The organism is Acinetobacter lactucae, assembly GCF_013122135.1.
Taxonomy (GTDB): domain Bacteria; phylum Pseudomonadota; class Gammaproteobacteria; order Pseudomonadales; family Moraxellaceae; genus Acinetobacter; species Acinetobacter lactucae.
This window is the reverse complement of sequence record NZ_CP053391.1, coordinates 223,640-244,887: the sequence shown is the minus strand read 5'-3', so window position 1 is coordinate 244,887 and position 21,248 is coordinate 223,640. Positions and strand designations below refer to the sequence as shown.

Sequence of the window (21,248 nt, the reverse complement as noted above, 5' to 3'; positions counted from 1 at the left end):
AATTCTCTGAAACAAAACTCTATTAGAAGCGTTTAGATTTTTATAAAGTTTATTAAATTAATTCAGAATAAATCATTGAGAATATTAAGCGTTAATTGGTTATTTTTGTTGAATATTCATCCAAAAAATATTGTAGACTGCATGCGTAAAACTTAGGAAGAATTATAAGCGTGAATAATTTAATTATTGGAACCCTATTTGCACTTTGTGCGGCCGCACTTAATGCTTCTATTGGTGTAATTAGTAAATTACTCATGCACAGTGGCTTAAGTCCACAAGATATTGCCTTTTTAAAAACCATCATCGCCTTTTTCTTTTTAAGTGTGTTTTTATTTAAAGTGCCTGTTAGCCAAAAGATTGCTTTTATTAGCAGCACGCCAAGTAAACTCAGCGTTTTTACCCAAATTGCCATATGTGCTTTTTTAGGGATTTTCTCTTTATTCTTTTTCGAAACCATTGCCTACAACCACGGTGCAGCGGCCAATGTTGTGGTGGTACTCATGGCTTCGGCTGCCATCTCTGCCCTATTTTTTGGTCGGTTTATTTTAAAAGAAAGTATCTACATTCATTCTCTTATTGGAACATTATTGGCAGTCGCGGGTATTAGTATTATTTCGTGGAAAGGTGAAAATAGCATCTTAATGCTGATCAATGCTTCTATTGCCGGCACAGGTTATGGCCTATTTTCGGTTTTAGTGAAAAAGTTCAAATTAAACGGCGGGCTGTTTCTAACCAAGTATTTATTGCTGTTTGGCAGTGTTTATCTTGCTGTTCCGTTTTTAATAAATTTACACACCATAAACTTTAATAGTGACATTATTTTAGGCTTAGTTGGTTTAGCTGTGCTGCCGACCATACTCGGCTTTTTCTGCACCACCAAAGCGTTGTCTTATATGAGTGCCGCAAAGGTACAAGTGACCGAGCTTTCAGAACCTATTTTCGCAGCGCTTATGGCATGGGTTTTCATTCATGAACAGCCAACTTTATCGTTTTTATATGGCGCAATTTTTATTATTGCCGGCATTTTTTTAATGAGCAAAGCGCCGAAAATAAGCTAGCCGATTCATTGATATTCGTCTGCGTGGTGACAAGCCACTTGCACCACACTGGCAAAGTTAATCGCCATTTGTGAAGGGGCGTGTTTTTTATAAGCAAGTCCTAAACCCACCGTAGGTACAGGCGCTTCAAAGAGCGATAAGCCACCCCTTGTATTTGCAATTGTTTAGTCGACTCGGGAACCAAAGACACCCCTAAGTTTGCAGATACTAACGATAAAATCGACACATTTGTGGAGCGTTTTGTCCAATTTTCGGTTCAAAGCCACGCTCATGGCAGGCTTGTTTAATCGCATCAAAAAGCCCAGCACTAATTGAAGGCGGCGAGACAATAAAATCAAGCTCTCGTAGTGCCGTTAAATCAATTTCTGATGATGCATCGTCGAGTTGAAAAGACTCGGAAGGCAAAGCAGCAATGAGTGGCTCTGCCAATAATTCTTGAATAATTAAACTGTCTGGAATGTTGCGAGGTGAGCGAATAATTGCGACATCTAAACGGTCATCGAGCAACAGGTCAATGAGCAGTAAAGTGTTGGCTTCTTCAAGTTTTAAATTCACTTTCGGATATTGCTGCTGGAAATAGCGAACACATTTAGGAATTAAAGGGTTCAACATTGAAGTCCCTGTAAAGCCTAATCGCAATTGACCGACTTCGCCATTTGCCACTTGTTTAAAAGGTTCGCTGCATCTTCCACACGCTGCTGTACAGGCTGAATGGCATTTAAAAAGGCAAGCCCAGCTTCAGTTAGCTCCACCCCATGAGGTGATCGAATAAATAAGTCTGCACCCAGCTCTTCTTCTAAGTCTCGTATTTGCATGCTTAAAGGCGGCTGGCTCATGTTTAAGCGCTGCGCAGCTTTGGTAAAGTTTTTTCTTCTGCTACCGCTAAAAAGTAGCGTATATCTTAGTTCCATCGCTATATATAAAACATATCATGACCTATTGTTAAATATATTAGAAAAATACCTTTCAAATTGCTAATTTTAATTTATCGAATTTTCTCGATGCAGTATGCCCCCAAAGCACTGCTATTTCTTTCTGTCATGGTCATGATATGAGCTCTTCATCTACACCCAGTACCTTAAACACTGAGGCGACTTCTGTTCTGTCCCGCGAGTGGATTCACAAAGGCACTAAAGCCTATAAGCATGCAGGATTTGCTTTATTCTTGGTTGGCTTTGCCAGCTTCTCACTGATTTATTGTGTACAGCCACTGTTGCCCGCATTTAGCCAAAGTTTCCAAATTAGCCCTGCGAGTAGTTCTTTAGCCCTTTCATTAACAACTGCCTTTTTAGCCATTTCAATTGTGCTATCGAGTGCCTTTTCACAAGCGATTGGCCGTCGTGGCGTGATCTTTACATCTATGTTATGTGCCGCAATTTTAAATATTGTCTCAATGTTTACACCGAACTGGCACAGCTTACTGATGGCGCGTGCTCTAGAAGGCTTGTTGCTCGGTGGTGTACCCGCAGTCACTATGGCGTGGATTGCCGAAGAAATTGCACCTGAGCACTTGGGTAAAACCATGGGTCTATATATTGCAGGTACGGCTTTTGGTGGCATGATGGGCCGTGTCGGCATGGGTATTTTAATTGAGTATTTTTCATGGCGCACAGCTTTAGGTTTACTTGGAGCAATCTGTTTTATTTGCTCAATCGCCTTCGTCAATCTACTGCCAGCCTCACGTAATTTTGTACAGAAAAAAAGGACTGAATTTAGGGTTTCACATGCAAATGTGGCGTACCCATTTAACCAATACAAAACTATTACGTCTGTTTGCCATTGGGTTCTTGCTCACTAGCGTGTTTGTGACCTTGTTAACTATGCCACTTTCCGTTTAAGTGGAGCGCCTTATTCACTCAGTCAGACGCAAATTAGCCTTATTTTCTTGTCGTATAGCTTTGGCATGGTGTCTTCATCGTTGGCAGGAACGCTAGCCGAGCGTTTCGGTAAAAAAACCATGATGATGAGTGGCTTTGCACTCATGATTGTGGTAGCCTCATGACCCTACTCACCTCACTTTTCGGCATTATTATTGGCATTGCATTTATACTACGGGTTTCTTTATTACCCACTCACTTACAAGTAGTTCTGTAGGTGCTGAAAGTAAACAAGCTAAAGCCCACGCCAGTTCACTCTACTTACTTTTTTACTATATGGGCTCAAGTATTGTCGGCTCGGCGGGCGGTTGGTTTTGGCTACACGGCGGTTGGGGTGCGATTGTAGCTTTACCGTCGTACTTTCATTATTTGGAATATTTTAGCGGTTTATACCACACACGCGAAAGCGCATTAATTTTTAAGGTAAAGGAAAATCACATGTCGAATTTATTTGTTTATGGCACTTTAGGCCCGGGTCGTCCTAATGCACATATACTTGAAAATATTGGCGGACAATGGTCAGAAGGTTGGGTAAATGGAAGCTTGCGTAATGAAGGTTGGGGAGCAGATTTAGGTTATCCGGGAATTGTACTTGATGATAGTAGCAATCAAGTGCAAGGTTTTGTTTTTAGCTCAGAACAGCTAGACGCGAACTGGAAATTACTCGATGACTTTGAAGGTGAAGGCTATGAAAGTACCTGTGCAAGTCACTTTAAATAGTGGCGAACGTGTTGATTCGTTTATCTATGTGTTGAAAACTCAATAAATCAAACAGCGTGCTGTCTTCATAAAAGCAGATAGCACGCATCTTTATATTTCACACAGTCGGCACTGTACCACCATCAATCACAAACTCAGTACCCGTAATCGCCGAAGCCCGTTCAGAGACCAAATAAGTAATCAAATCTGCCACCTCTTCAGGTTATTTGGGCGCCCTAACGGAATTCCACCCAAAGCATTCATAATGATTTGCTTCCCACCTTCATAATTTGTTTCTGCTTCGAGTGCAAGACGCTCTGCCAAAGCCACAGCAGCTTCGGTTTCAATCCATCCCGGCGCAACGCGAACAACACGTATTCCCTTTGGAGAAATCTCTTTAGATAAACTTTTACTATATGTAGATACGCCGCTTTTGCTGCTGCATATGCAGTCGTTGATTCTGGTAAAGGCAGTTCTCTCTGAATGGAAGTTACATGAATAATGACACCGGAACCTTGCTCTAACATCAGAGGTATCAATGCCCGATCCAGACGAATGGCGGGCATTAAATTTAAATTAATTTCTCTCTCCCATTCTTCATCACCCAATACAGCAAACCCGCCTGCCGGAGCAGATGAACCACCTAAAACGTGTACAACAATATCAATTTTCCCCCAGTGTTTCTGCACAGCCTGCACTAGCTCACTGCATCCTTTAGCTGTAGTTAAATCAGCTTCAATAAAATGCACATTTTGTGGTAAATCCCGTACAGGATGGCGAGCAGCAGTCATGACTTCCGCACCTACCTCATGTAATGCTCTTACAACAGCGGCTCCTGTTCCCTTACTGCCACCTGTTACTAACGCCTTTTTCCTAAGAGTTGTAAAGGAAAATTCATACGGTAATCTCCAATACTTCAATTTTTTCATCGGTTATCTGGAACGCATAATGTAAATTGATCGGACTACGGGGGAAGTTACCTTCTACACGTGCCAAAACCATGCTTTCCGTTCTGCATCTCTATGCTCAGTGGTTCAGCATAATTCATATTGTTCGAAGCTTGCTGTTTCCAGCCTAAGATAGCCTTATGCCCCATATATTCGTGTCCTTCATCGCGCACGACACCATGCTCTGTAAAACAAGCAACTACTGCTTCTGCCGTCTGCCGATCTGATTCAAAATAGTGTTGAATGATTGATGGCAATAAAATTTGGTGAGCCATATATCTAAGCCTTATATAAATTGATGCTTTCGATTGTAGCCCTACAAGATTCTTATATAAGAGGGATAATATGGGAATGATGCAAAAGCCGGACCTGATTGCGCTTGCAACCATATTGTCATCTTCAGCGCTTAGCCGAAATATTGCCCAGCTAGAACATAATTTAGGAATACGCTTATTTAATCGTACAACCCGTAGTGTTTCACTGACCGAAGCAGGACTACAGTTTTTAAATCGTATTACCCCAGCCTTGGAACAAATTGATCTTGCTGTTCAAGAGACATTAGACCGTCGCGCCACTCCCTCAGGAACATTAAGAATCAATGCGGAAGAAGGTATGTCTCGACAAATTCTGCATTCTGTAATCATTGAATATATCTGTCGCTATCCGGATGTACGAGTTGATCTCGTTTCTGACGGAGAATTCATTGATATTGTGAAAGAAGGTTTTGATGCTGGTATACGTTTCGCGAGTACCGTCCCGCAAGATATGGTTGCCATTGAAATAGGCCCTAATCAAAGCATGGCGGTAGTTGCAACACCAGCTTACCTAAATACACATGGTATCCCCCACATACCTTCTGATTTATTAAAGCATGAATGCATTCGCCTACGATTACCTAGCGGTAAAATTTATAATGGGAATTTACTCAAAACAATGAATCTTTAACGGTCGATGTTTCAGGACATCTTACAATTGATACCTATGTTAGCCATTGATAGTGCTTTATCTGGTATTGGCTTAGCTTATACAGGACATTGGTTTGTCGCTCATCTCATCGAACAAGGTCGACTCATACGTGTTTTGGAGGAGTGGACACCTGCACTATGCAGGTCTATGTTTATATTACCACAAGGAAAACATCCTAGTGCTGCGCTACGTGCTTTCATTGACTTAGCGCGTGAACAGCGACTTATTCCTTCCTATCCCATTCTTTAAACTGTTTGCCATGATCAGATATGAGAAAACATCTAACTGCTCAATTTTGGCTTGTAATTTTTTAAGAAACTGTAAATTCTCACCACATCGCCGGCATAGCTCAGTTGGTAGAGCAACTGACTTGTAATCAGTAGGTCCACAGTTCGAATCCGTGTGCCGGCACCATCATTAAACCTCATGAATATTTGATTTATGGGGTTTTTGTTGTCTGTAATTTTAGGCATAGTCTATCCATCATGTTTTGAAGAAATATACTTATCTAAAAATTTATTATAAATATGAAGTTAAAATAAATTCTAAAAAATTATTATTTTAAAAACTAAATATAATCCCTCTAATTTATTAAAAAATATAATATTAAAATAATAAATATTAAAATATAAGATTATAATGCGCCACCAAATAGGGACCTGTTCATAAGACCTATTATAAAACTTTAATTCATTAAGATACTAACAAGGAAAAATATGAGACTCCGTTTTATTTTACCTACTTTATTTCTAGCTTTACCTTTAACTGCATTTGCTCAAGATACAGCTTCTCAAATACAAACTATTGCAAACCCACCTATTTGCTTAATTGAGGGTACTCCTTCAGCAGAACACTATAAATCTATTAAACGTATTAAAGCCGCGAAAGGAACTTATGGGGGGTTTTGAAGAAGTAAAACCTAAAGTAGCCAATGTTGCCCGTAAATACGGTGCAGATGTAGTGATTAATTATCACCAAAGCCAAAGATTTGGCTTCTGGCCATGGCGTATTGTTCGTCCCGTACTTACAGGTACTGCGGTGAAATGGAATACACCTGTTGATTGTGCAGCATTGGGTGGAAAACAAGTTTATTAATACAAAATGAAAAAAGCCCAACATCCTGTTGGGCTTTTTTCGTATTTCGTTACTAGGTACACTTCCTGTAATACCTCACGTCCTGATGCTTAAACTTATTATTGTTGTTTTACGTTTCGGAACTTCCTGTTCCTGATGAGTTCATCATAGGTAATTCGTGAGGTCATAAAAAGAAGTCATTTTCCCGAATGTCTGTAAGAAAAGGCTTACGGGCCTGTCAGACTACCTCTATCCTTCTTTCTTCTTCTCTATCATTTTTTCAAAGTGTTTAAGGTTGGGGTTCAGCGTATCCCATGCATGGGCTTGGCTCACAAACACCTCTGCTCTGGGCTGATAGAGACTCGGGTCATCAAGCGTACCTGCACGTATTGAAATCATTTCAGGAGCAATTTCAGGTAAGCCAAAAAGCTGGGAACCACAAGTCGGGCAAAAAGCTCGTTTAATCGGTCGGCCAGAAGATCCTAAAGTCTCAAAATATTTAAGCTCGCCACTTACTTTCAATTCAGATTGGTGAAAAAAAGCGATGGGTGCATAGGCTGAACCTGTGGCCTTCTGACAATCACGACAGTGGCAATTAAAGCTATAACGTGGCTCTGCTGCGCTTTGGTAGCTCACCGCTCCACATAAACACGATCCTTGATATTTAGCTGACATGGCTCATCCTATTTTTTATTGCTGTAATTTGAATATAACGTACATATCCATTTTGGTAGAGTTGTTGGCATAACTTTGCGGTCATTTGAATTTTAAAATTTGCCAACCCTCGGCTTTGATTTTGTCGTTGCTGATTTTGAATATACTGTGAAAAACCGAGTAATACTTGCTCAGATAAATCTTCAATGTGAATATCGACAAAACCTTGTTGTTCCAAAGCCGTTCTTAGCAGTTTTTCATTTGGCACAGCATCCCAAACAACGTCTGCTGCTTTGAGTAAATACCGATGTTTTTGTTTTTGTAGGGCAGTCATGTTTTGACATGAGTCGGCACGCATTAAGTAATGAAAACCTAATCGACCTTTTGAATTTAAAACTGGTGTAACCGAATCTAGAAATGAATTTAAATTGCTGTGATAAGCCGCATCGATACATAGCACTACATCGAAGCCTTGTTTTAAATTCAAATTGTTTTAAATTTAAAAAAGAACCACAGAAAATCTGACTTATTTCGGGAATAAGCTTTTGAATTTTATGAACGCATTGGACTTGTAAGTCAACTGCACTAAGGCTTTTAGGCTGATAATGCTTTAACCAGTACAACAAACTTGCACCCTGTCCGCAGCCTAAATCTAAGAGATGATCTTTTGAATTTAAATTGACAGCTTGTGCCAAATGATCAGCCAATTGGCGACAAGCTTCACGGTAGCTTTGGGTATTTTTCCAAAAACCCAAATTTGTCCAAGCAAGCTCCCCATCATCTCCCAAGTTTGATGCATCAATTGCATATTTATGAGGGATAAGCCTAGAGAGAGCTGCTCGAACTTTTGTTTTCACAATTTTAGTAGCCGAGTTCTGGGGCAACTTCTACCTTAGGTTTTAAACCTACAAATGGTAAAGGTGCACCTAAAATTTCAGCAATATGCATGGCAGAAGTGACTGCTGACTCTAAAATTGGCAAGCCATCGCACGACCATGAACCACAGTAGAATACTTTACGGCTTGGGTCTAAATGACGTTGTTGCAATTCTTTGTTTAAAGCAACCGTTTGCGAGTCTACAACCGCACGCGTTAAAGTCACTTTGGAAATCACTTTTTTAGGGTCAATATCAACCACTGGACGCCAAGTTTGGAATACAGGATTTTTACCTACGAGTGTTGGCTCGACCGCATTCATCCATACAGTGAATTGCTGACGCGTAAACTTACGGTCCATCATGTAGCTCAACACTGACCAGTCTTTACGGCGTGGAGGCATGACTGTCGCATCGGTATGAATCACAAGATCGCCTTGTTCAAAGCGGAATTGCTTAAGCAAGTTCATATCTTCTGCAAATTGTTCAGGATTTAAAAACTCATCGATTTTAGATGTTGGCGTTGCAACAATCACTCGATCAAATAAGTTCTGTTCACCTTGGCTATTTTCAACCAGTACTTTTTCGCCTTGTTGCTCAACTTTCTTAATTGCCGATCCGCTATGGATATCGATGCCTTTAATCAAGCTATCTACAAATGCTGGTGTGCCACCTTTCATGCGCAACAACATGTCGCCATCAGTTAAGTGACGTAAAAACTCAAGTAGGTTTTTTGCAGGCCAATCGCCAATTGTTTTTGGATTACACGTACAAATTGTATAGAGCACTGGCATAACCACGCCATGCCAGAATACTTCTTCAATATCGTTCTGATTAATAAATTCAGCAAGGGTAATATCTTGATTTTTAGATTTGAAAAACTGGTGAATCGCAGTTTTTAATTGCAACATCCCTTTCACAAGACGCCAGCCATATTGCTGAATGCCTTTACGGTTATTAATAATCGGGAAATTACCAATACGGCTACGAGAAGTCGTTAACCATGTTTCCGTACGATCTTCGAATAACCAACTACAAGACATATAAGTACGAACCGGGAAGGTTTTAATACCTAAATGAGCAGCAAGGCTAAGTGTATTTTTCCATAAGTGAGGATTCATCACACGTAGCGGTGCATCAATAATTCCACCATCGAACTCAATGCTATGGCTATCCATTCCCCGGCCAGGAAGTGCTTCAAATATCGTGATCGTATGCCCTGCATCTTTCAGAATTCTTGCTGCCGCAAGCCCTGCCATTCCACTGCCAATAATTGCGATATTCAAAATGATGTCCCATTTTTCGAGAATTTTTTTGATTATCACTCATACCCTAAAAAAACGCCGTATTAAAAACTACCAGATTTTTATTTTTTGCATCAATTTATATATAAGAAATTTAAAAGATTCAGCCAGAAGTTTTTCATAAAATTTTACAAAAGCAGATGAAGGCATAAAACTCTATATTTTTTAAAAATTTAAAAAAAATCTTTTAAATAAAATAAGATAATTTAACTATATTTATATCATTTGTTTTACAAGTATCTTTTTTTAATATATTATTAACTCATAATAATGAGAAGCAAATCACACAAAACAATGCCGAAACAACAATGAAAACCATCATAAAAATAGAACCTTTACAGCGAAAAAGCCCGCTATTCACACTTGATAGCGGGCTTTTTATTACTTTGCTTTTAGAGCTTAATCGAACGCAATTCGGCAATTTATGCTTCTTGCATGATTGAACCGAATTTTCCACGATTAAAATCATTAATCGCTTCCATAATCTCGGCTTTGGTATTCATGACGAATGGACCATAACCTTCGATTGGTTCATTGAGTGGTTGGCCAGTTAACACTAAGAATTTAGTGTCTTCTTCTGCATTCAAACTAAACTCAACACCCTCACGAGACAAAATCGCAACGGTTTTACCTTCAAGGCGATTTGCATCATTGACCACAACCGCGCCATCTAATACTACAACAAGCGTGGTGTAACCTTCAGGTACATAGAGAGTATGTTTTTGGCCTTTAGCCAATTTACCATCCCATACATTTAATGGACTAAATGTAGTTGCAGCACCTTTTGCATCTGCATATTCACCAGCAATCACACGTAAATGACTACCGTGCTCGTCTAGTGCAATGTCTGGAATATCTTTCGCTTCAATCGCTTGGTATTTTCCAGGCGTCATTTTTGAATGAGCAGGTAAATTTACCCACAATTGCACCATTTCAAACAGACCACCATGCTCTGCAAATTCAGGAGAATGGAACTCTTCATGCAACACGCCTGCACCCGCAGTCATCCATTGCACATCACCAGTTTTAATGGTTCCGCCGCCGCCGCTTGAATCTTTATGAGTTACTTCACCTTGGTAGGCGATGGTCACTGTTTCAAAGCCACGGTGAGGATGCGAACCGACACCTTGCTGTTCAGTCGTTGGCGAGAATGTATAAGGCGCTGCATAATCGAGTAGCAAAAATGGACTTAGGGTTTGGCCTAAACGGTCATAAGAGAATAGGTTATATACAGGGAAACCATCACCCACCCAATGCATGTGGTTATTTTGATATGCACCAAGAAATTTCTTCATCTGATCTCTCCTATATATGTAGGATTTTCTTGAACTGAGATTGATTTTACGCCCCAATAATTGCAGTTTATAGATCAGGATTAGCAACACATTATTTCATCTATGAGACAATCCCTCTTTTTCAGAAAGTGTCTCGTTGATCGTCCTATTTTTAAAATTCTTAATCCTATTTTTTAGACTTAAACACAACATAAAACTCAACTAGCATAATTTTAGGCAATAACGACCTACTCAATAATTTTTGATTATTCATTTAGATAACACGAGGAAATAAAAAATGGCTCAAGATTACGTGCGCTTAGACAAGGATAATGCTGCGGTTCTTTTAGTTGACCACCAAGCAGGTTTACTTTCTTTAGTTCGAGATATCGACCCAGATAAATTTAAAAACAACGTATTAGCGCTTGCAGATGCGGCGAAATATTTCAATTTACCGACTATTCTCACTACCAGTTTTGAAAACGGTCCAAATGGTCCTTTAGTTCCAGAGTTAAAAGAACTTTTTCCAGATGCACCTTTTATTCCACGCCCTGGTCAAATCAACGCTTGGGACAATGAAGACTTTGTAAAAGCGGTCAAAGCGACAGGTAAGAAACAACTGATTATTGCAGGTGTAGTGACTGAGGTTTGTGTAGCATTCCCAGCTTTATCTGCCCTCGCAGAAGGTTTTGAAGTATTTGTGATTACTGATGCTTCTGGTACTTTCAATGAATTAACCCGTGACGCTGCTTGGGACCGTATGTCAAAAGCAGGTGCTCAGCTCATGACTTGGTTTGGTATGGCATGTGAGTTACACCGTGACTGGCGTAATGATGTGGAAGGTCTCGGTGCACTCTTCTCAAATCATATTCCTGATTACCGTAACCTGATGACCAGCTATAGTTTTAATACATCGCAAAAATAAGCTGAATTGCTAAGATTAGAGTGCCTAAGCGCTCTAATCTTAAATTTAAATGGATTGATCGGACATTGATAAGCTCTTTTGATGATTTTTATTATTTCTATTTAGTCGTAAAACACGGCGGCTTTAGTGCGGCCAGTGAAGCCGAAAATATAAGTAAATCGAAACTCAGCCGACGTATTATTGATCTTGAAAATAAATTTAATGTGAGCCTGATTCAAAGAACTACCCGCCATTTTAAAGTGACCGACTTGGGTCAAGAATTTTATGAGGAATGCTGCAAAGTTATTGCTCAAGTTGAATGTGCAGAAAACGTTTTGTTAAAGCAAAAAAGTGAACCGCAAGGGGTAATAAAAGTAAGCTGCCCGCCCTTAATGATGCATTTTCAAATTAGAAAAATTTTAAATCAGTTTTTAAAAACCTACCCTAAAGTTGAAATATCGCTTGAGCTGACGAGCCGTCGAGTAGATATTTTGCATGATGATATCGACCTCGCCATTCGTACCAATTTCGAACCGAATGAAGATTCAAATTTAATTGTTCGTGATGTGATTAAAACCGACCACTGCCTAGTGGCTTCGCCTGAATTATTGCAAGGTCATACTATTGAGCATTATTCCGAGTTACAGGAATTTCCAAGTATTAGCTTAGGGACTCAAAAACAAAATTATATTTGGCATTTATGCAATATTCGTAACGGTGAATCGGTTGATGTGCCTTATCAACCACGAATAAAAAGTAATGATTTGGCAGGCGTTTACTATGCCGTGATGGATGGTTTAGGCATTGCCGATCTTCCCTTTTTAACTGTCGAATCTGAAATTCGTAAAGGCACACTGGTTCATATTCTTCCTGACTGGAAGTCGAATATTGGCATGCTACAACTGGTTTATGTGTCCAGAAAAGGCCAACGTCTTGTGGTTGAAAAACTCATTGAAACCCTGATTGAAGAACTCAGACGTTTACCAGAAAGCCATGAAGGATACCTACCGACTTAAATAAAAAACCGGTCATGAATGGGCATGACCGGTTTTTTGTGACACATCACATACAGCATAACTGCATGTTTTCGTTCAGAACAAAACGATCTCGTTTGGTTCCTTACTCAGATAAGTCTACGCAGAGGTATTTCATTTCGACATATTCTTCGATGCCGAATTTTGAACCTTCACGGCCTAGACCTGACTGTTTTACGCCACCAAACGGAGCAACTTCATTTGAAATCGCGCCCGTGTTAATGCCGACCATACCGTACTCAAGTGCTTCACCCACTCGCCATTGACGAGCTGTGCTTTGAGTAAATAAATAAGCAGCTAAACCAAACTCGGTATCATTCGCCATCGCCACTGCTTCATCTTCAGTTTTAAAGCGGAATAGTGGTGCAAGCGGACCAAAAGTTTCTTCTTTAGACACTTTCATGTCTTGAGTTACGCCAGTTAAAACCGTTGGTTCAAAGAATGTGCCACCAAGTGCCGAGCGTTGACCACCAATACGAACTGTTGCGCCTTTCTCGGTTGCATCTGCAATATGAGACTGAACTTTTGCAATCGCATCTTCATCAATTAAAGGCCCTTGGGTTGAACCTTCTTGACGGCCGTCACCAACTTTAAGCTTAGACACAGCTTCAACCAGACGCTCTGCCAATGCATCGTAAATACCGTCTTGAACATAAATACGGTTAGCACACACACAGGTTTGACCGCTGTTGCGATATTTACTTGCCATAATGCCTTGAACAGCTTGTTCAAGATTAGCATCATCAAATACCACAACTGGTGCATTACCACCAAGTTCAAGCGAAAGCTTTTTAATGGTTGGCGCACATTGTTGCATCAAGATACGGCCAACTTGGGTTGAACCTGTAAAGCTGAGCTTACGAACAATATCGCTTTCGCATAGGGTTTTACCAACTTCAACTGCATCACCACTAATGTTAATTAAAACATCAGCTGGTAAACCTGCCTGTAAAGCCAATACTTCAAGCGCATAAGCGGTTAACGGCGTTTGTTCTGCTGGTTTAACCAACATTGAACAACCCGCAGCAATCGCTGGACCTGCTTTACGCGTAATCATGGCAGCCGGGAAATTCCACGGCGTAATTGCAGCAGTAACCCCAATCGCTTGTTTAATCACAAGCAAACGTTGATTTGGCAACGTAGGTGTTAAGATTTCACCATCAATACGACGCGCTTGCTCTGCAAACCAACGAATAAATGATGCTGCATAACCAATTTCACCACGTGCCTCTGCCAATGGTTTACCTTGCTCAGCAGTTAAAATTTGAGCCAGATTTTCTTTGTGCTCGAGCATGAGGTTATACCATGCCAATAGCACATCAGCACGCGCCAAGGCGGTTTGCTTTTTCCAAGCAGCTTGCGCTTTTGCTGAACGATTAATTGCGGCCTCAACCCCTGCACGGTCATAGGTTTTTACCCATGCCAAAGTTTCACCCGTAGCAGCATCATTTACCTCGACATAGTCATTTGATGCAGGTGCTTCTAATGAAATATCAGGATGTTTTAATAAATACTGCAAATTATTTTGAATCATGCAGATTGCTCCATTGCTTTTGCACTACCTGCTTTTAGAGTTGCAAAACCTTGTTTCAAGATATTAAGGCCTTGGCGGAATTGTTCAGCAGGAATGGTTAATGGATATAAGAAACGAATTACATTACCGTATTTACCACAAGTAAGAAGTAACAACCCGTTTTCCATTGCATAGTTTTGTACAACTTTTGCTTGTTCAGCTGTTTCAAGCTCTACTGCAACCATTGAACCTAAAGCACGAATATCAGTTACTACGTCGCCTGTTGCTTGTTGAATATCTTTAAGGGTAGCTACTAACTCTCCACCTAATTCATTTGCACGGTCGCATAGGTTTTCTTCTTCAATCGCATCAATCACAGCATGCGCAGCAGCAACCGCAATCGGGCTACCTGCGTAAGTACCACCTAGTCCACCTGGGTTAGGAGCGTCCATCACTTCTGCACGGCCAACAACACCTGAAATTGGGAAACCGCCGCCCAAACTTTTCGCCATCGTAATGAGATCTGCTTTAGTCTCGTAATAGTTCATTGCGAACAATTTACCAGTACGAGCAAAACCTGATTGCACTTCGTCAGCTACAAGTAAAATACCGTGCTTGTCGCAAATTGAACGTAAACGTTTTAAGAATTCAGCAGGCACCACATTGAAACCACCTTCACCCTGTACTGGCTCAAGTACGATTGCTGCAACATCATGTGGTGCAATATCTTCACTGAAAATATCTTCAATGCTTTCAATCGCCGCGTCTACTGAAATACCTTTAGCAGGTACAGGATAACGCGCATGGAACACACCCGCTGGCATTACACCGAAATCACGTTTGTAAGGTGCAGTTTTACCTGTCATTGCCATCGTCATGAATGAACGACCGTGGAAACCGTTACCGAAAGTGATAATGCCGTGACGACCTGTGTAGCAACGAGCAATCTTCACCGCATTTTCAACTGCTTCTGCACCTGTAGTGAAAAAAGCAGACTTTGCAGGACCAGCAATTGGCGCGCGTTCATTAATACGCTCAGCTAAAGCTACATAGCTTTCATATGGTGTTACTTGATAGGCAGTATGCGTAAATTTAGTAAGTTGTTCAGTCACCGCTGCAATCACTTTAGGGTGGCGATGGCCTGTATTTAAAACCGCGATACCACCAGCAAAGTCGATAAATTGGTTGCCTTCCTTGTCCCAAAGCGTAGCATTTTCAGCTTTTTCCGCATACCACTGGCACATCACGCCTACACCACGTGGAGTTGCTTGCTGTTTACGTGCGTTAAGTGCAGAATGTTGATTATCCATTTGATTCCCTCATATTTTCATCATCAGTTGCAGCTTTGGTTTCTTGCATCCTGTGCTTAATTTTCAGGGTGCTTTACAACGACTGCCTATGCATGTAATTTCGCTCGTCTGATGCCAACTGACGAGAGCCACTTTTTAACTGTAGGAGAGAGCCAATTGCGTAGTTTACTTGGAGATCATTTGCTGCAACGACTCCAACAGGACACTGAAGGGAAACTACATCAACGCCTTTTCCGTTGCCTGCGTGGTGCCATTATTGATGGAGTCATCCAGCCCAAGACTCGTCTACCTGCCTCACGCGACTTAGCCAGTGAAATTCATGTTTCAAGAAATACAGTGCTTAGTGCCTATGAACAGCTACAAGCTGAAGGCTACTTAGAAGCCCGTACGGGACACGGCACATGGGTTGCCGAAAAATTACCAGAGAGTTTTTTAAATACACAAAATAAGAAAAAAGTAGTTTCTAGCCCTAAAGTTCAAAGCTCTTATGCGCTCTCAAATCGAGGCTCAAACTTATTAGGCTATGCCGCAGCCTCGCCGCATCAATGGGGAGCTTTCGTGCCGGGAGCGCCCGATGTAACTGAGTTCCCACATCATATTTTTAGTCGCATTCAGGCCCGTTTAAGCCGCGAACCAGACATTAACCGTTTAATTTACAGTAATGCTGGTGGCTGTATTGAGCTTCGAAGTGCATTGGCAGATTACTTACGTGTTGCGCGTTCAGTCCAGTGCGATGCTGACCAAATTATTATTACCGAAGGCATTCACCAAGCGATTGATTTAGTCTCACGTGCGCTCAGTGATATGGGAGACAAAATCTGGATTGAAGATCCTGCTTATTGGGGAATGCGTAATACATTGCGTATTAATGGTCTAGATATTCAGCCGATGCCTGTCGATGCTGAAGGCATTATTCCTGAGGAAAATCCGGCCAAGCCTCCTAAACTCATTTTTGTCACGCCTTCACATCAATATCCGCTTGGCTCACATTTAAGTCTTGATCGTCGCAGACAATTGATTCAAATCGCACGTCAGCACAATAGCTGGATTGTCGAGGATGACTATGACAGTGAGTTCCGTTTCTCGGGTCAGCCTTATCCCTCTTTACAAGGTTTAGAAAATGATGCGCCTGTGCTGTACATGGGCACGTTTAGTAAAACTATTTATCCATCCTTAAGAATTGGCTATTTAGTCGTACCTAAGCCGTTATTTTCACCATTACGCATTGTAGCAGCCGAGCTTTATCGTGGTGGACACTTGCTTGAGCAAAAAGCCCTAGCTGAATTTATTCGTGAAGGCCATTATGAAGCGCATATTCGCCGTATGCGCCTACTTTATGGCAAGCGCCGCGACTACTTGGTGAGCTTAATTCAACGTTATCTTGGCCCCGAATTTATTCATGAATATGACGAAGCAGCAGGATTACATCTGGTTTTAAAACTGCCAAACTCTTGCGATGATGTCGCGATTGCAGCCACAGCGCTTGAACGTGGTGTCAAAGTTCGCCCACTTTCACAATACTACATGCAGTCGCATGCACATGCAGAGCGTGGTTTACTGATGGGCTTTGCTTGTGTAAATGAAAAAGATATGGTGATGGCTTTTGGCGTCTTGCTCCAATGCTTACGTGAAGCAGGCGTACCTACGCTAAATTAACTTCCCTCTGTTATTAAAACAAATAAAAAAGAGCCTGTTTGTAAGGCTCTTTTTCATTTAAAAATTTAAACTAACTTTTCTTCATGACTATGAGTTAAATGGGTCGCTCGACGATCTTTACCCCAACCTAGCTTTTCAGACAACAAACCGAAGAACACAATAATGCCGAACAGCGCTGTGGTGTAAATCACTTCTTTAAAGTAGGTGCCTTCAATCAACATGGTAAGAATTGCACCAATAATTGCAAAGATCACCACATAAGTTAGATAAGGGAACATCCACATTTTAAAGTCAATTTTCACGCCTTCAGCTTCAAGCTTTTTACGCATACGAAGCTGAGAATAAGCAATAGTCAGGTATACATAGAGTGTTGCCGCACCAGTGGTTAGCATGAAAAAGTCATAAACATTCATACTCTCGGTTGCAGTTAAAACTACCGCAATTACAGAGAAGAAGCATGACACAATCACGCCCACCCAAGGGCTGCTTTTACTGTTCACAGAACCAAAACTTTTCGGCGCATCACCACGTTTAGCTAAAGAGAACAACATACGTGAACACGTATAAAGTGCTGAATTAAAGCAACTACATACTGATGTTAACACCACAAAGTTAACGATATGGCGCGCCCCTGGAATACCCAGTGCAGACAGAGTCACACTATAAGTACCCCACGTGGAATCTTTCAAAAGTTCATTATTGTGAGGAATCAAACACACCGCCACAAACATTGAGCCTACATAGAATAAAATAATTCGCCAAACAACCGAGTTCGATGCTTTACGAATTTCTTTCGATGGATTTGCCGATTCTGCCGCTGCCACGGTAACAATTTCAGCGCCAATATAGGCAAACATGACTCCCAGTAGGGCTGTAATAACGGATGAGCCACCATTTGGCATAAAGCCTTGAGAAGTTAAATTACTCATACCAGAAGCAGCCGGATTACCCCAAGGCCACAAATGCATGATGGCTAAACTACCAATCACAAGGAAAATAACAATCGCGATGACTTTGATGAGCGCAAACCAGAACTCAAATTCACCATAGTTTTTCACGTTTTGTAAATTGACGACAACCAGTGCACCAATCACCACGACCATATAGACCCAGATCGGTATAAACGGGAACCAATTGTTTAGAATTTTACCTGCTACATAGGCTTCCCAACCCATGAGCATGGCCAGAGTACACCAGTACAACCAACCAATTGAAAATCCTGCCCAACGGCCAATCGCACGGTCCGCATAAGTTGAGAAAGAGCCACTATCAGGGTTTAAAACGGCCATCTCGCCTAACATACGCATGATGAACCAAACGAGTAAACCACCTATAGCGTAAGTTAGAAAAACTACAGGTCCTGTATTGTAAATAATACTGCCCGAGCCAACGAATAGAGAGCCACCAATAACCCCCGCAATCGAGATCATAGTGAGGTGGCGTGATTTGAGTCCATGTTTTAAACTTTGGGAGTGATTGGCTTCAGAACCATTTTGATGAGCTGCCATATCATTTTCCTTAATATATGGAGGATATCGGCTAGTCTCGGAAACCCTCCGAAGCCAAAAAATATCCCCTAAAAATTTAGCCGTTCTGCCCAATTCCTAAAACAGAAAATTCACTGAGCTTATCCGGCGCTTCCGTATGCATACTTCCAATGGCTTTAATTTGTCGTTTCGGCACTCAAGAAACGAGAGCCATTTTTGTAATAAAAGAGAGAGCCAATTGCAAAATTTATACGCAAAATTGGCCCTTTTTGTAGGGGAGGTTGCTAAATAGCTTTTAGTTCTTATTTTAATCAGATTGAAATTCTTTAGTTCTGTTCAGAAATTAACAATGCTTTTGTGCCTGTTTCCAATGCTCTAAATATATGTTTCTGGTCAGCTGGATAACAAATATAGTCTCCAACACCGAGCTCAACCGCTTCATCAATTAAGCCCACCAAAGCTTTACCTTCAACCACAATAATATGCTCCACAGAACCGACCGGATGGGGTTCTGAAAGTCGATCTTCGCCCGGCTCAACAATCAATAAATAAACATCTCGGCGCGCATGCGGCGGACAAGTTGCCAACAAAATTGCTTTGTAATTGGCAATCTCCGAACTCACCGTTGGCCCATCACCACAGCGAATGACTTGCACTTGATTGCTCGGTTCTTCCATCAAACGTGCAAATGGAATATTGAGTGCAACACAAAGTGCCCACAAGGTTTCAATACTTGGATTACCTTGTCCTGCCTCTAATTGTGACAGTGTAGATTTGGCAACACCTGCACGGCGCGCAACCTCTGCCAATGAAAGCCCTGCTCTTTGACGTTCACGCGTTAAACCTTTGGCAATAATTTCGATTGGCTGAGACATTCACCACATCCGTTCTATAAAAAAAACGATCGTTCGTTTTGACAAAACAATCAGACTTATTCATTATAATGGAAAATCGTTCGTTATATCACACCATGACTACCTACTCTTTGATTAAAAAACTAAGTAAAGACACTACCCGCTCGATTTTCTTTGTATGTCTAGCAACGAGCGTCGTTGGTATGTCTTTAGGTTCACTTGCTGCAAGTTATGGCTTAGCGCTGTGGATTCCACTTTGCCTATCCGTATTTGTGCTCGCAGGAACTGCTGAATTTATTTTTATTGGATTCTTGGCTGTAGGGGGTAGTCCGATTGCGGCTGCAATTGCAGGACTACTCGTCAATTTAAGACATCTGCCTTTTGGCATTGCGGTCAATGAACTAATCCGTGGCAAATATTCTCGATATTTCGGGGCTCATATCATGAACGATGAAAGCGTTTTGTTTGGTATGGCACAGCCCGATTTTGAGACGAAAAAAGCTGCTTACTGGTTATGTGGTATAGGCATTATGCTCAGTTGGCCACTGGGTGTAACAGCAGGTTATTTTATTGGAAGCGCTATTCCAGACCCTAAAACATTCGGCTTAGATGCCATTTTCCCTGCTATTTTAATTGCACTTACCTTTTCGGCTTTAAAGAATAAAACCACTAGAAAAGCTGCATTTGCCGGATCAACTTTAGCCCTGATCACCACGCCCTTTTTGGCCTCAGGACTTCCAATTCTGATTTCACTTTTTGGCTTGATATGGGGTAGAAAGAAATGAGTCAACAGTTACTCATTATTTTAGGTATAGGCTTACTAGCACTTGGAACCTATGGCATTCGCTTTGCTGGTTTTCACTTGGGTGCCAAGTTTTCGTTTTCTGAAAAATACCAAGTTTTACTGTCAAACGGTGCAACGGTCTTGCTCTGTGCGATTGCTGTGACGACGACATTTTTTGAAGGTCAACATTTCGCGGGGTTCGCACGCATATTTGGGGTGGCCCTAGCGCTTTTCTTAGTGTGGAAAAAAGTACCGCTTTTATTGGTGATTTGCTTGGCAGCCGCGGGCACGGCACTTATCCGTTTGCTTGGGATTGAGTAATAAAAAAGGCGAGATAAACTCGCCTTTTTTGAAACTTTGATTAGAACGGTAAATCGTCGTCTAAATCAGCTGGTGCAGAAGCTGGTTGTTGCGGAGCTTTAGGCGCAAAACCACCCGCTTGAGGGTTGCTTCCACCATTGCCGAAACCACCTTGGTTACCATAACCACCACTGTTTTGACCGTAGCCGCCACCTTGGTTGTTATTATTTTGATAACCATTACCACCCTGTTGAGGTGCGTTAAAACGTGGTTGATTAAAATCATTACCGCCAGCGAAACCTTGTTCACCTTGTTGACGAGCATCTAACATCTGCATCTGATCGCCACGGATTTCTGTTGTATAACGCTCTTGGCCATTTTGGTCTGTCCACTGACGTGTACGTAATGAACCTTCAATATAAACCTTAGAACCTTTACGCAAGAATTGCTGAGCAATTTCCCCTAAACGGTTATGCAATACAATACGGTGCCATTCTGTTTGTTCTTTACGTTCACCGGTATTTTTATCAGTCCAAGCTTCACTTGTCGCGATTGAAAATTGGGTCAACGAGCCCCCATTTGGAAAAGTTTTTGTTTCAGGATCACGACCCAAAGTACCAACCAAAATAACCTTATTTACACCACGCATTAGCTGTCTTCATCCTATACATTTCTATGT

Annotated in this window: 17 protein-coding genes, 1 tRNA gene and 6 pseudogenes; 11 read left to right on the top strand and 13 right to left on the bottom strand. The window is 41.3% G+C overall.

Annotation, left to right across the window (positions count from 1 at the left end):
- Positions 1-170: 170 nt before the first annotated feature.
- Positions 171-1,058, top strand: a complete 888-nt coding sequence (locus tag HLV59_RS01105) for a DMT family transporter (protein WP_171429136.1) — start codon at positions 171-173, stop codon at positions 1,056-1,058.
- Between the two features lie 5 nt (positions 1,059-1,063).
- On the opposite strand, the pseudogene sxtR reads toward HLV59_RS01105, so the two are convergent.
- Positions 1,064-1,969 (bottom strand): annotated as a pseudogene (gene sxtR, locus HLV59_RS01100) (multidrug efflux pump transcriptional activator SxtR).
- 140 nt (positions 1,970-2,109) lie between these two features.
- Here sxtR and sxtP point away from each other — a divergent pair.
- Together sxtP and HLV59_RS01090 are read left to right on the top strand one after the other, a co-directional pair.
- Positions 2,110-3,350, top strand: a pseudogene (gene sxtP / locus HLV59_RS01095) (multidrug efflux MFS transporter SxtP).
- 23 nt (positions 3,351-3,373) lie between these two features.
- Positions 3,374-3,701, top strand: a pseudogene (locus HLV59_RS01090) (gamma-glutamylcyclotransferase family protein).
- A 51-nt stretch (positions 3,702-3,752) separates the two neighbouring features.
- Here the strand turns inward: HLV59_RS01090 and HLV59_RS18760 are convergent.
- The 3 genes from HLV59_RS18760 to HLV59_RS01080 are packed head-to-tail and all read right to left on the bottom strand — an operon-like array spanning position 3,753 to position 4,856.
- Positions 3,753-3,848 (bottom strand): hypothetical protein, encoded by a 96-nt coding sequence (locus tag HLV59_RS18760; RefSeq protein ID WP_267313493.1) that lies wholly within the window; start codon positions 3,846-3,848, stop codon positions 3,753-3,755.
- 46 nt (positions 3,849-3,894) lie between these two features.
- A complete protein-coding gene (locus HLV59_RS01085; protein WP_267313492.1) occupies positions 3,895-4,563 on the bottom strand; it encodes an SDR family NAD(P)-dependent oxidoreductase in 669 nt (222 codons plus the stop codon).
- Positions 4,564-4,610: 47 nt separating this feature from the next.
- The gene (locus tag HLV59_RS01080; protein ID WP_228721990.1) at positions 4,611-4,856 is read right to left on the bottom strand and encodes a nuclear transport factor 2 family protein; all 246 of its coding nucleotides are present in this window, start codon (positions 4,854-4,856) and stop codon (positions 4,611-4,613) included.
- A gap of 70 nt (positions 4,857-4,926) precedes the next feature.
- Between HLV59_RS01080 and HLV59_RS18755 the strand changes: the two are divergent.
- The 3 genes and pseudogenes from HLV59_RS18755 to HLV59_RS01065 all read left to right on the top strand — a co-directional run bounded on the left by HLV59_RS18755 (position 4,927) and on the right by HLV59_RS01065 (position 6,642).
- Positions 4,927-5,796, top strand: a pseudogene (locus HLV59_RS18755) (LysR family transcriptional regulator).
- Positions 5,797-5,885: 89 nt separating this feature from the next.
- Positions 5,886-5,961, top strand: a tRNA-Thr gene (locus HLV59_RS01070).
- A gap of 302 nt (positions 5,962-6,263) precedes the next feature.
- A pseudogene (locus tag HLV59_RS01065) lies at positions 6,264-6,642 on the top strand (hypothetical protein).
- Between the two features lie 228 nt (positions 6,643-6,870).
- Here the strand turns inward: HLV59_RS01065 and HLV59_RS01060 are convergent.
- From HLV59_RS01060 to HLV59_RS01045, 4 genes and pseudogenes are all read right to left on the bottom strand, one after another.
- Positions 6,871-7,296 carry a GFA family protein gene (locus HLV59_RS01060; protein WP_171429135.1) on the bottom strand — a complete coding sequence of 142 codons (426 nt, stop codon included), beginning with the start codon at positions 7,294-7,296 and terminating at the stop codon, positions 6,871-6,873.
- A pseudogene (locus tag HLV59_RS01055) lies at positions 7,286-8,132 on the bottom strand (SAM-dependent methyltransferase). The gene HLV59_RS01060 and the pseudogene HLV59_RS01055 overlap by 11 nt, the downstream one beginning before the upstream one ends.
- Before the next feature lie 4 nt (positions 8,133-8,136).
- A complete protein-coding gene (locus HLV59_RS01050) occupies positions 8,137-9,435 on the bottom strand; it encodes an FAD-dependent oxidoreductase (RefSeq protein WP_005066911.1) in 1,299 nt (432 codons plus the stop codon).
- A gap of 440 nt (positions 9,436-9,875) precedes the next feature.
- On the bottom strand, positions 9,876-10,748 hold the full coding sequence (locus HLV59_RS01045; protein WP_171429134.1) for a pirin family protein: 873 nt from the start codon (positions 10,746-10,748) through the stop codon (positions 9,876-9,878).
- A 277-nt stretch (positions 10,749-11,025) separates the two neighbouring features.
- Between HLV59_RS01045 and ycaC the strand changes: the two genes are divergently transcribed.
- Both ycaC and HLV59_RS01035 read left to right on the top strand, forming a co-directional pair.
- Positions 11,026-11,652 (top strand): isochorismate family cysteine hydrolase YcaC, encoded by a 627-nt coding sequence (gene ycaC, locus HLV59_RS01040; protein WP_002052204.1) that lies wholly within the window; start codon positions 11,026-11,028, stop codon positions 11,650-11,652.
- A gap of 20 nt (positions 11,653-11,672) precedes the next feature.
- On the top strand, positions 11,673-12,647 hold the full coding sequence (locus HLV59_RS01035; protein WP_125739928.1) for a LysR substrate-binding domain-containing protein: 975 nt from the start codon (positions 11,673-11,675) through the stop codon (positions 12,645-12,647).
- Positions 12,648-12,750: 103 nt separating this feature from the next.
- Here HLV59_RS01035 and HLV59_RS01030 read toward each other — a convergent pair whose 3' ends face one another.
- Both HLV59_RS01030 and gabT read right to left on the bottom strand, forming a co-directional pair.
- On the bottom strand, positions 12,751-14,199 hold the full coding sequence (locus HLV59_RS01030) for an NAD-dependent succinate-semialdehyde dehydrogenase (RefSeq protein ID WP_125698139.1): 1,449 nt from the start codon (positions 14,197-14,199) through the stop codon (positions 12,751-12,753).
- Positions 14,196-15,488 (bottom strand): 4-aminobutyrate--2-oxoglutarate transaminase, encoded by a 1,293-nt coding sequence (gene gabT, locus HLV59_RS01025; protein ID WP_171429133.1) that lies wholly within the window; start codon positions 15,486-15,488, stop codon positions 14,196-14,198. The genes HLV59_RS01030 and gabT overlap by 4 nt, the downstream gene beginning before the upstream one ends.
- Positions 15,489-15,644: 156 nt before the next feature.
- Between gabT and pdxR the strand changes: the two genes are divergently transcribed.
- Positions 15,645-17,144: a MocR-like pyridoxine biosynthesis transcription factor PdxR gene (gene pdxR, locus HLV59_RS01020; protein WP_216606750.1), complete on the top strand. Its 1,500-nt coding sequence runs from the start codon at positions 15,645-15,647 to the stop codon at positions 17,142-17,144.
- A 65-nt stretch (positions 17,145-17,209) separates the two neighbouring features.
- Here pdxR and HLV59_RS01015 read toward each other — a convergent pair whose 3' ends face one another.
- Both HLV59_RS01015 and HLV59_RS01010 read right to left on the bottom strand, forming a co-directional pair.
- Positions 17,210-18,652: an amino acid permease gene (locus HLV59_RS01015; RefSeq protein WP_171429131.1), complete on the bottom strand. Its 1,443-nt coding sequence runs from the start codon at positions 18,650-18,652 to the stop codon at positions 17,210-17,212.
- A 305-nt stretch (positions 18,653-18,957) separates the two neighbouring features.
- A complete protein-coding gene (locus tag HLV59_RS01010; protein ID WP_002117406.1) occupies positions 18,958-19,506 on the bottom strand; it encodes a helix-turn-helix domain-containing protein in 549 nt (182 codons plus the stop codon).
- A 68-nt stretch (positions 19,507-19,574) separates the two neighbouring features.
- Here HLV59_RS01010 and HLV59_RS01005 point away from each other — a divergent pair, with 68 nt between their 5' ends.
- Positions 19,575-20,270 (top strand): AzlC family ABC transporter permease, encoded by a 696-nt coding sequence (locus tag HLV59_RS01005; protein ID WP_171429129.1) that lies wholly within the window; start codon positions 19,575-19,577, stop codon positions 20,268-20,270.
- Positions 20,267-20,590: an AzlD domain-containing protein gene (locus HLV59_RS01000; protein ID WP_032057180.1), complete on the top strand. Its 324-nt coding sequence runs from the start codon at positions 20,267-20,269 to the stop codon at positions 20,588-20,590. Before HLV59_RS01005 ends, HLV59_RS01000 begins: the two co-directional genes overlap by 4 nt.
- A gap of 40 nt (positions 20,591-20,630) precedes the next feature.
- Here HLV59_RS01000 and ssb read toward each other — a convergent pair whose 3' ends face one another.
- The gene (gene ssb / locus HLV59_RS00995) at positions 20,631-21,218 is read right to left on the bottom strand and encodes a single-stranded DNA-binding protein (protein WP_005066890.1); all 588 of its coding nucleotides are present in this window, start codon (positions 21,216-21,218) and stop codon (positions 20,631-20,633) included.
- Positions 21,219-21,248: the final 30 nt, after the last annotated feature.

Excerpts from the sequence above, each read along its gene's own strand:
- HLV59_RS01085 (WP_267313492.1), bottom strand. The coding sequence starts at position 4,563 with ATGAAAAAATTGAAGTATTGGAGATTACCGTATGAATTTTCCTTTACA.
- HLV59_RS01080 (WP_228721990.1), bottom strand. The coding sequence starts at position 4,856 with ATGGCTCACCAAATTTTATTGCCATCAATCATTCAACACTATTTTGAA.
- HLV59_RS01060 (WP_171429135.1), bottom strand. The coding sequence starts at position 7,296 with ATGTCAGCTAAATATCAAGGATCGTGTTTATGTGGAGCGGTGAGCTAC.
- HLV59_RS01045 (WP_171429134.1), bottom strand. The coding sequence starts at position 10,748 with ATGAAGAAATTTCTTGGTGCATATCAAAATAACCACATGCATTGGGTG.
- ycaC (WP_002052204.1), top strand. The coding sequence starts at position 11,026 with ATGGCTCAAGATTACGTGCGCTTAGACAAGGATAATGCTGCGGTTCTT.
- HLV59_RS01030 (WP_125698139.1), bottom strand. The coding sequence starts at position 14,199 with ATGATTCAAAATAATTTGCAGTATTTATTAAAACATCCTGATATTTCA.
- gabT (WP_171429133.1), bottom strand. The coding sequence starts at position 15,488 with ATGGATAATCAACATTCTGCACTTAACGCACGTAAACAGCAAGCAACT.
- HLV59_RS01015 (WP_171429131.1), bottom strand. The coding sequence starts at position 18,652 with ATGGCAGCTCATCAAAATGGTTCTGAAGCCAATCACTCCCAAAGTTTA.
- HLV59_RS01010 (WP_002117406.1), bottom strand. The coding sequence starts at position 19,506 with ATGTCTCAGCCAATCGAAATTATTGCCAAAGGTTTAACGCGTGAACGT.
- HLV59_RS01005 (WP_171429129.1), top strand. The coding sequence starts at position 19,575 with ATGGAAAATCGTTCGTTATATCACACCATGACTACCTACTCTTTGATT.
- HLV59_RS01000 (WP_032057180.1), top strand. The coding sequence starts at position 20,267 with ATGAGTCAACAGTTACTCATTATTTTAGGTATAGGCTTACTAGCACTT.
- ssb (WP_005066890.1), bottom strand. The coding sequence starts at position 21,218 with ATGCGTGGTGTAAATAAGGTTATTTTGGTTGGTACTTTGGGTCGTGAT.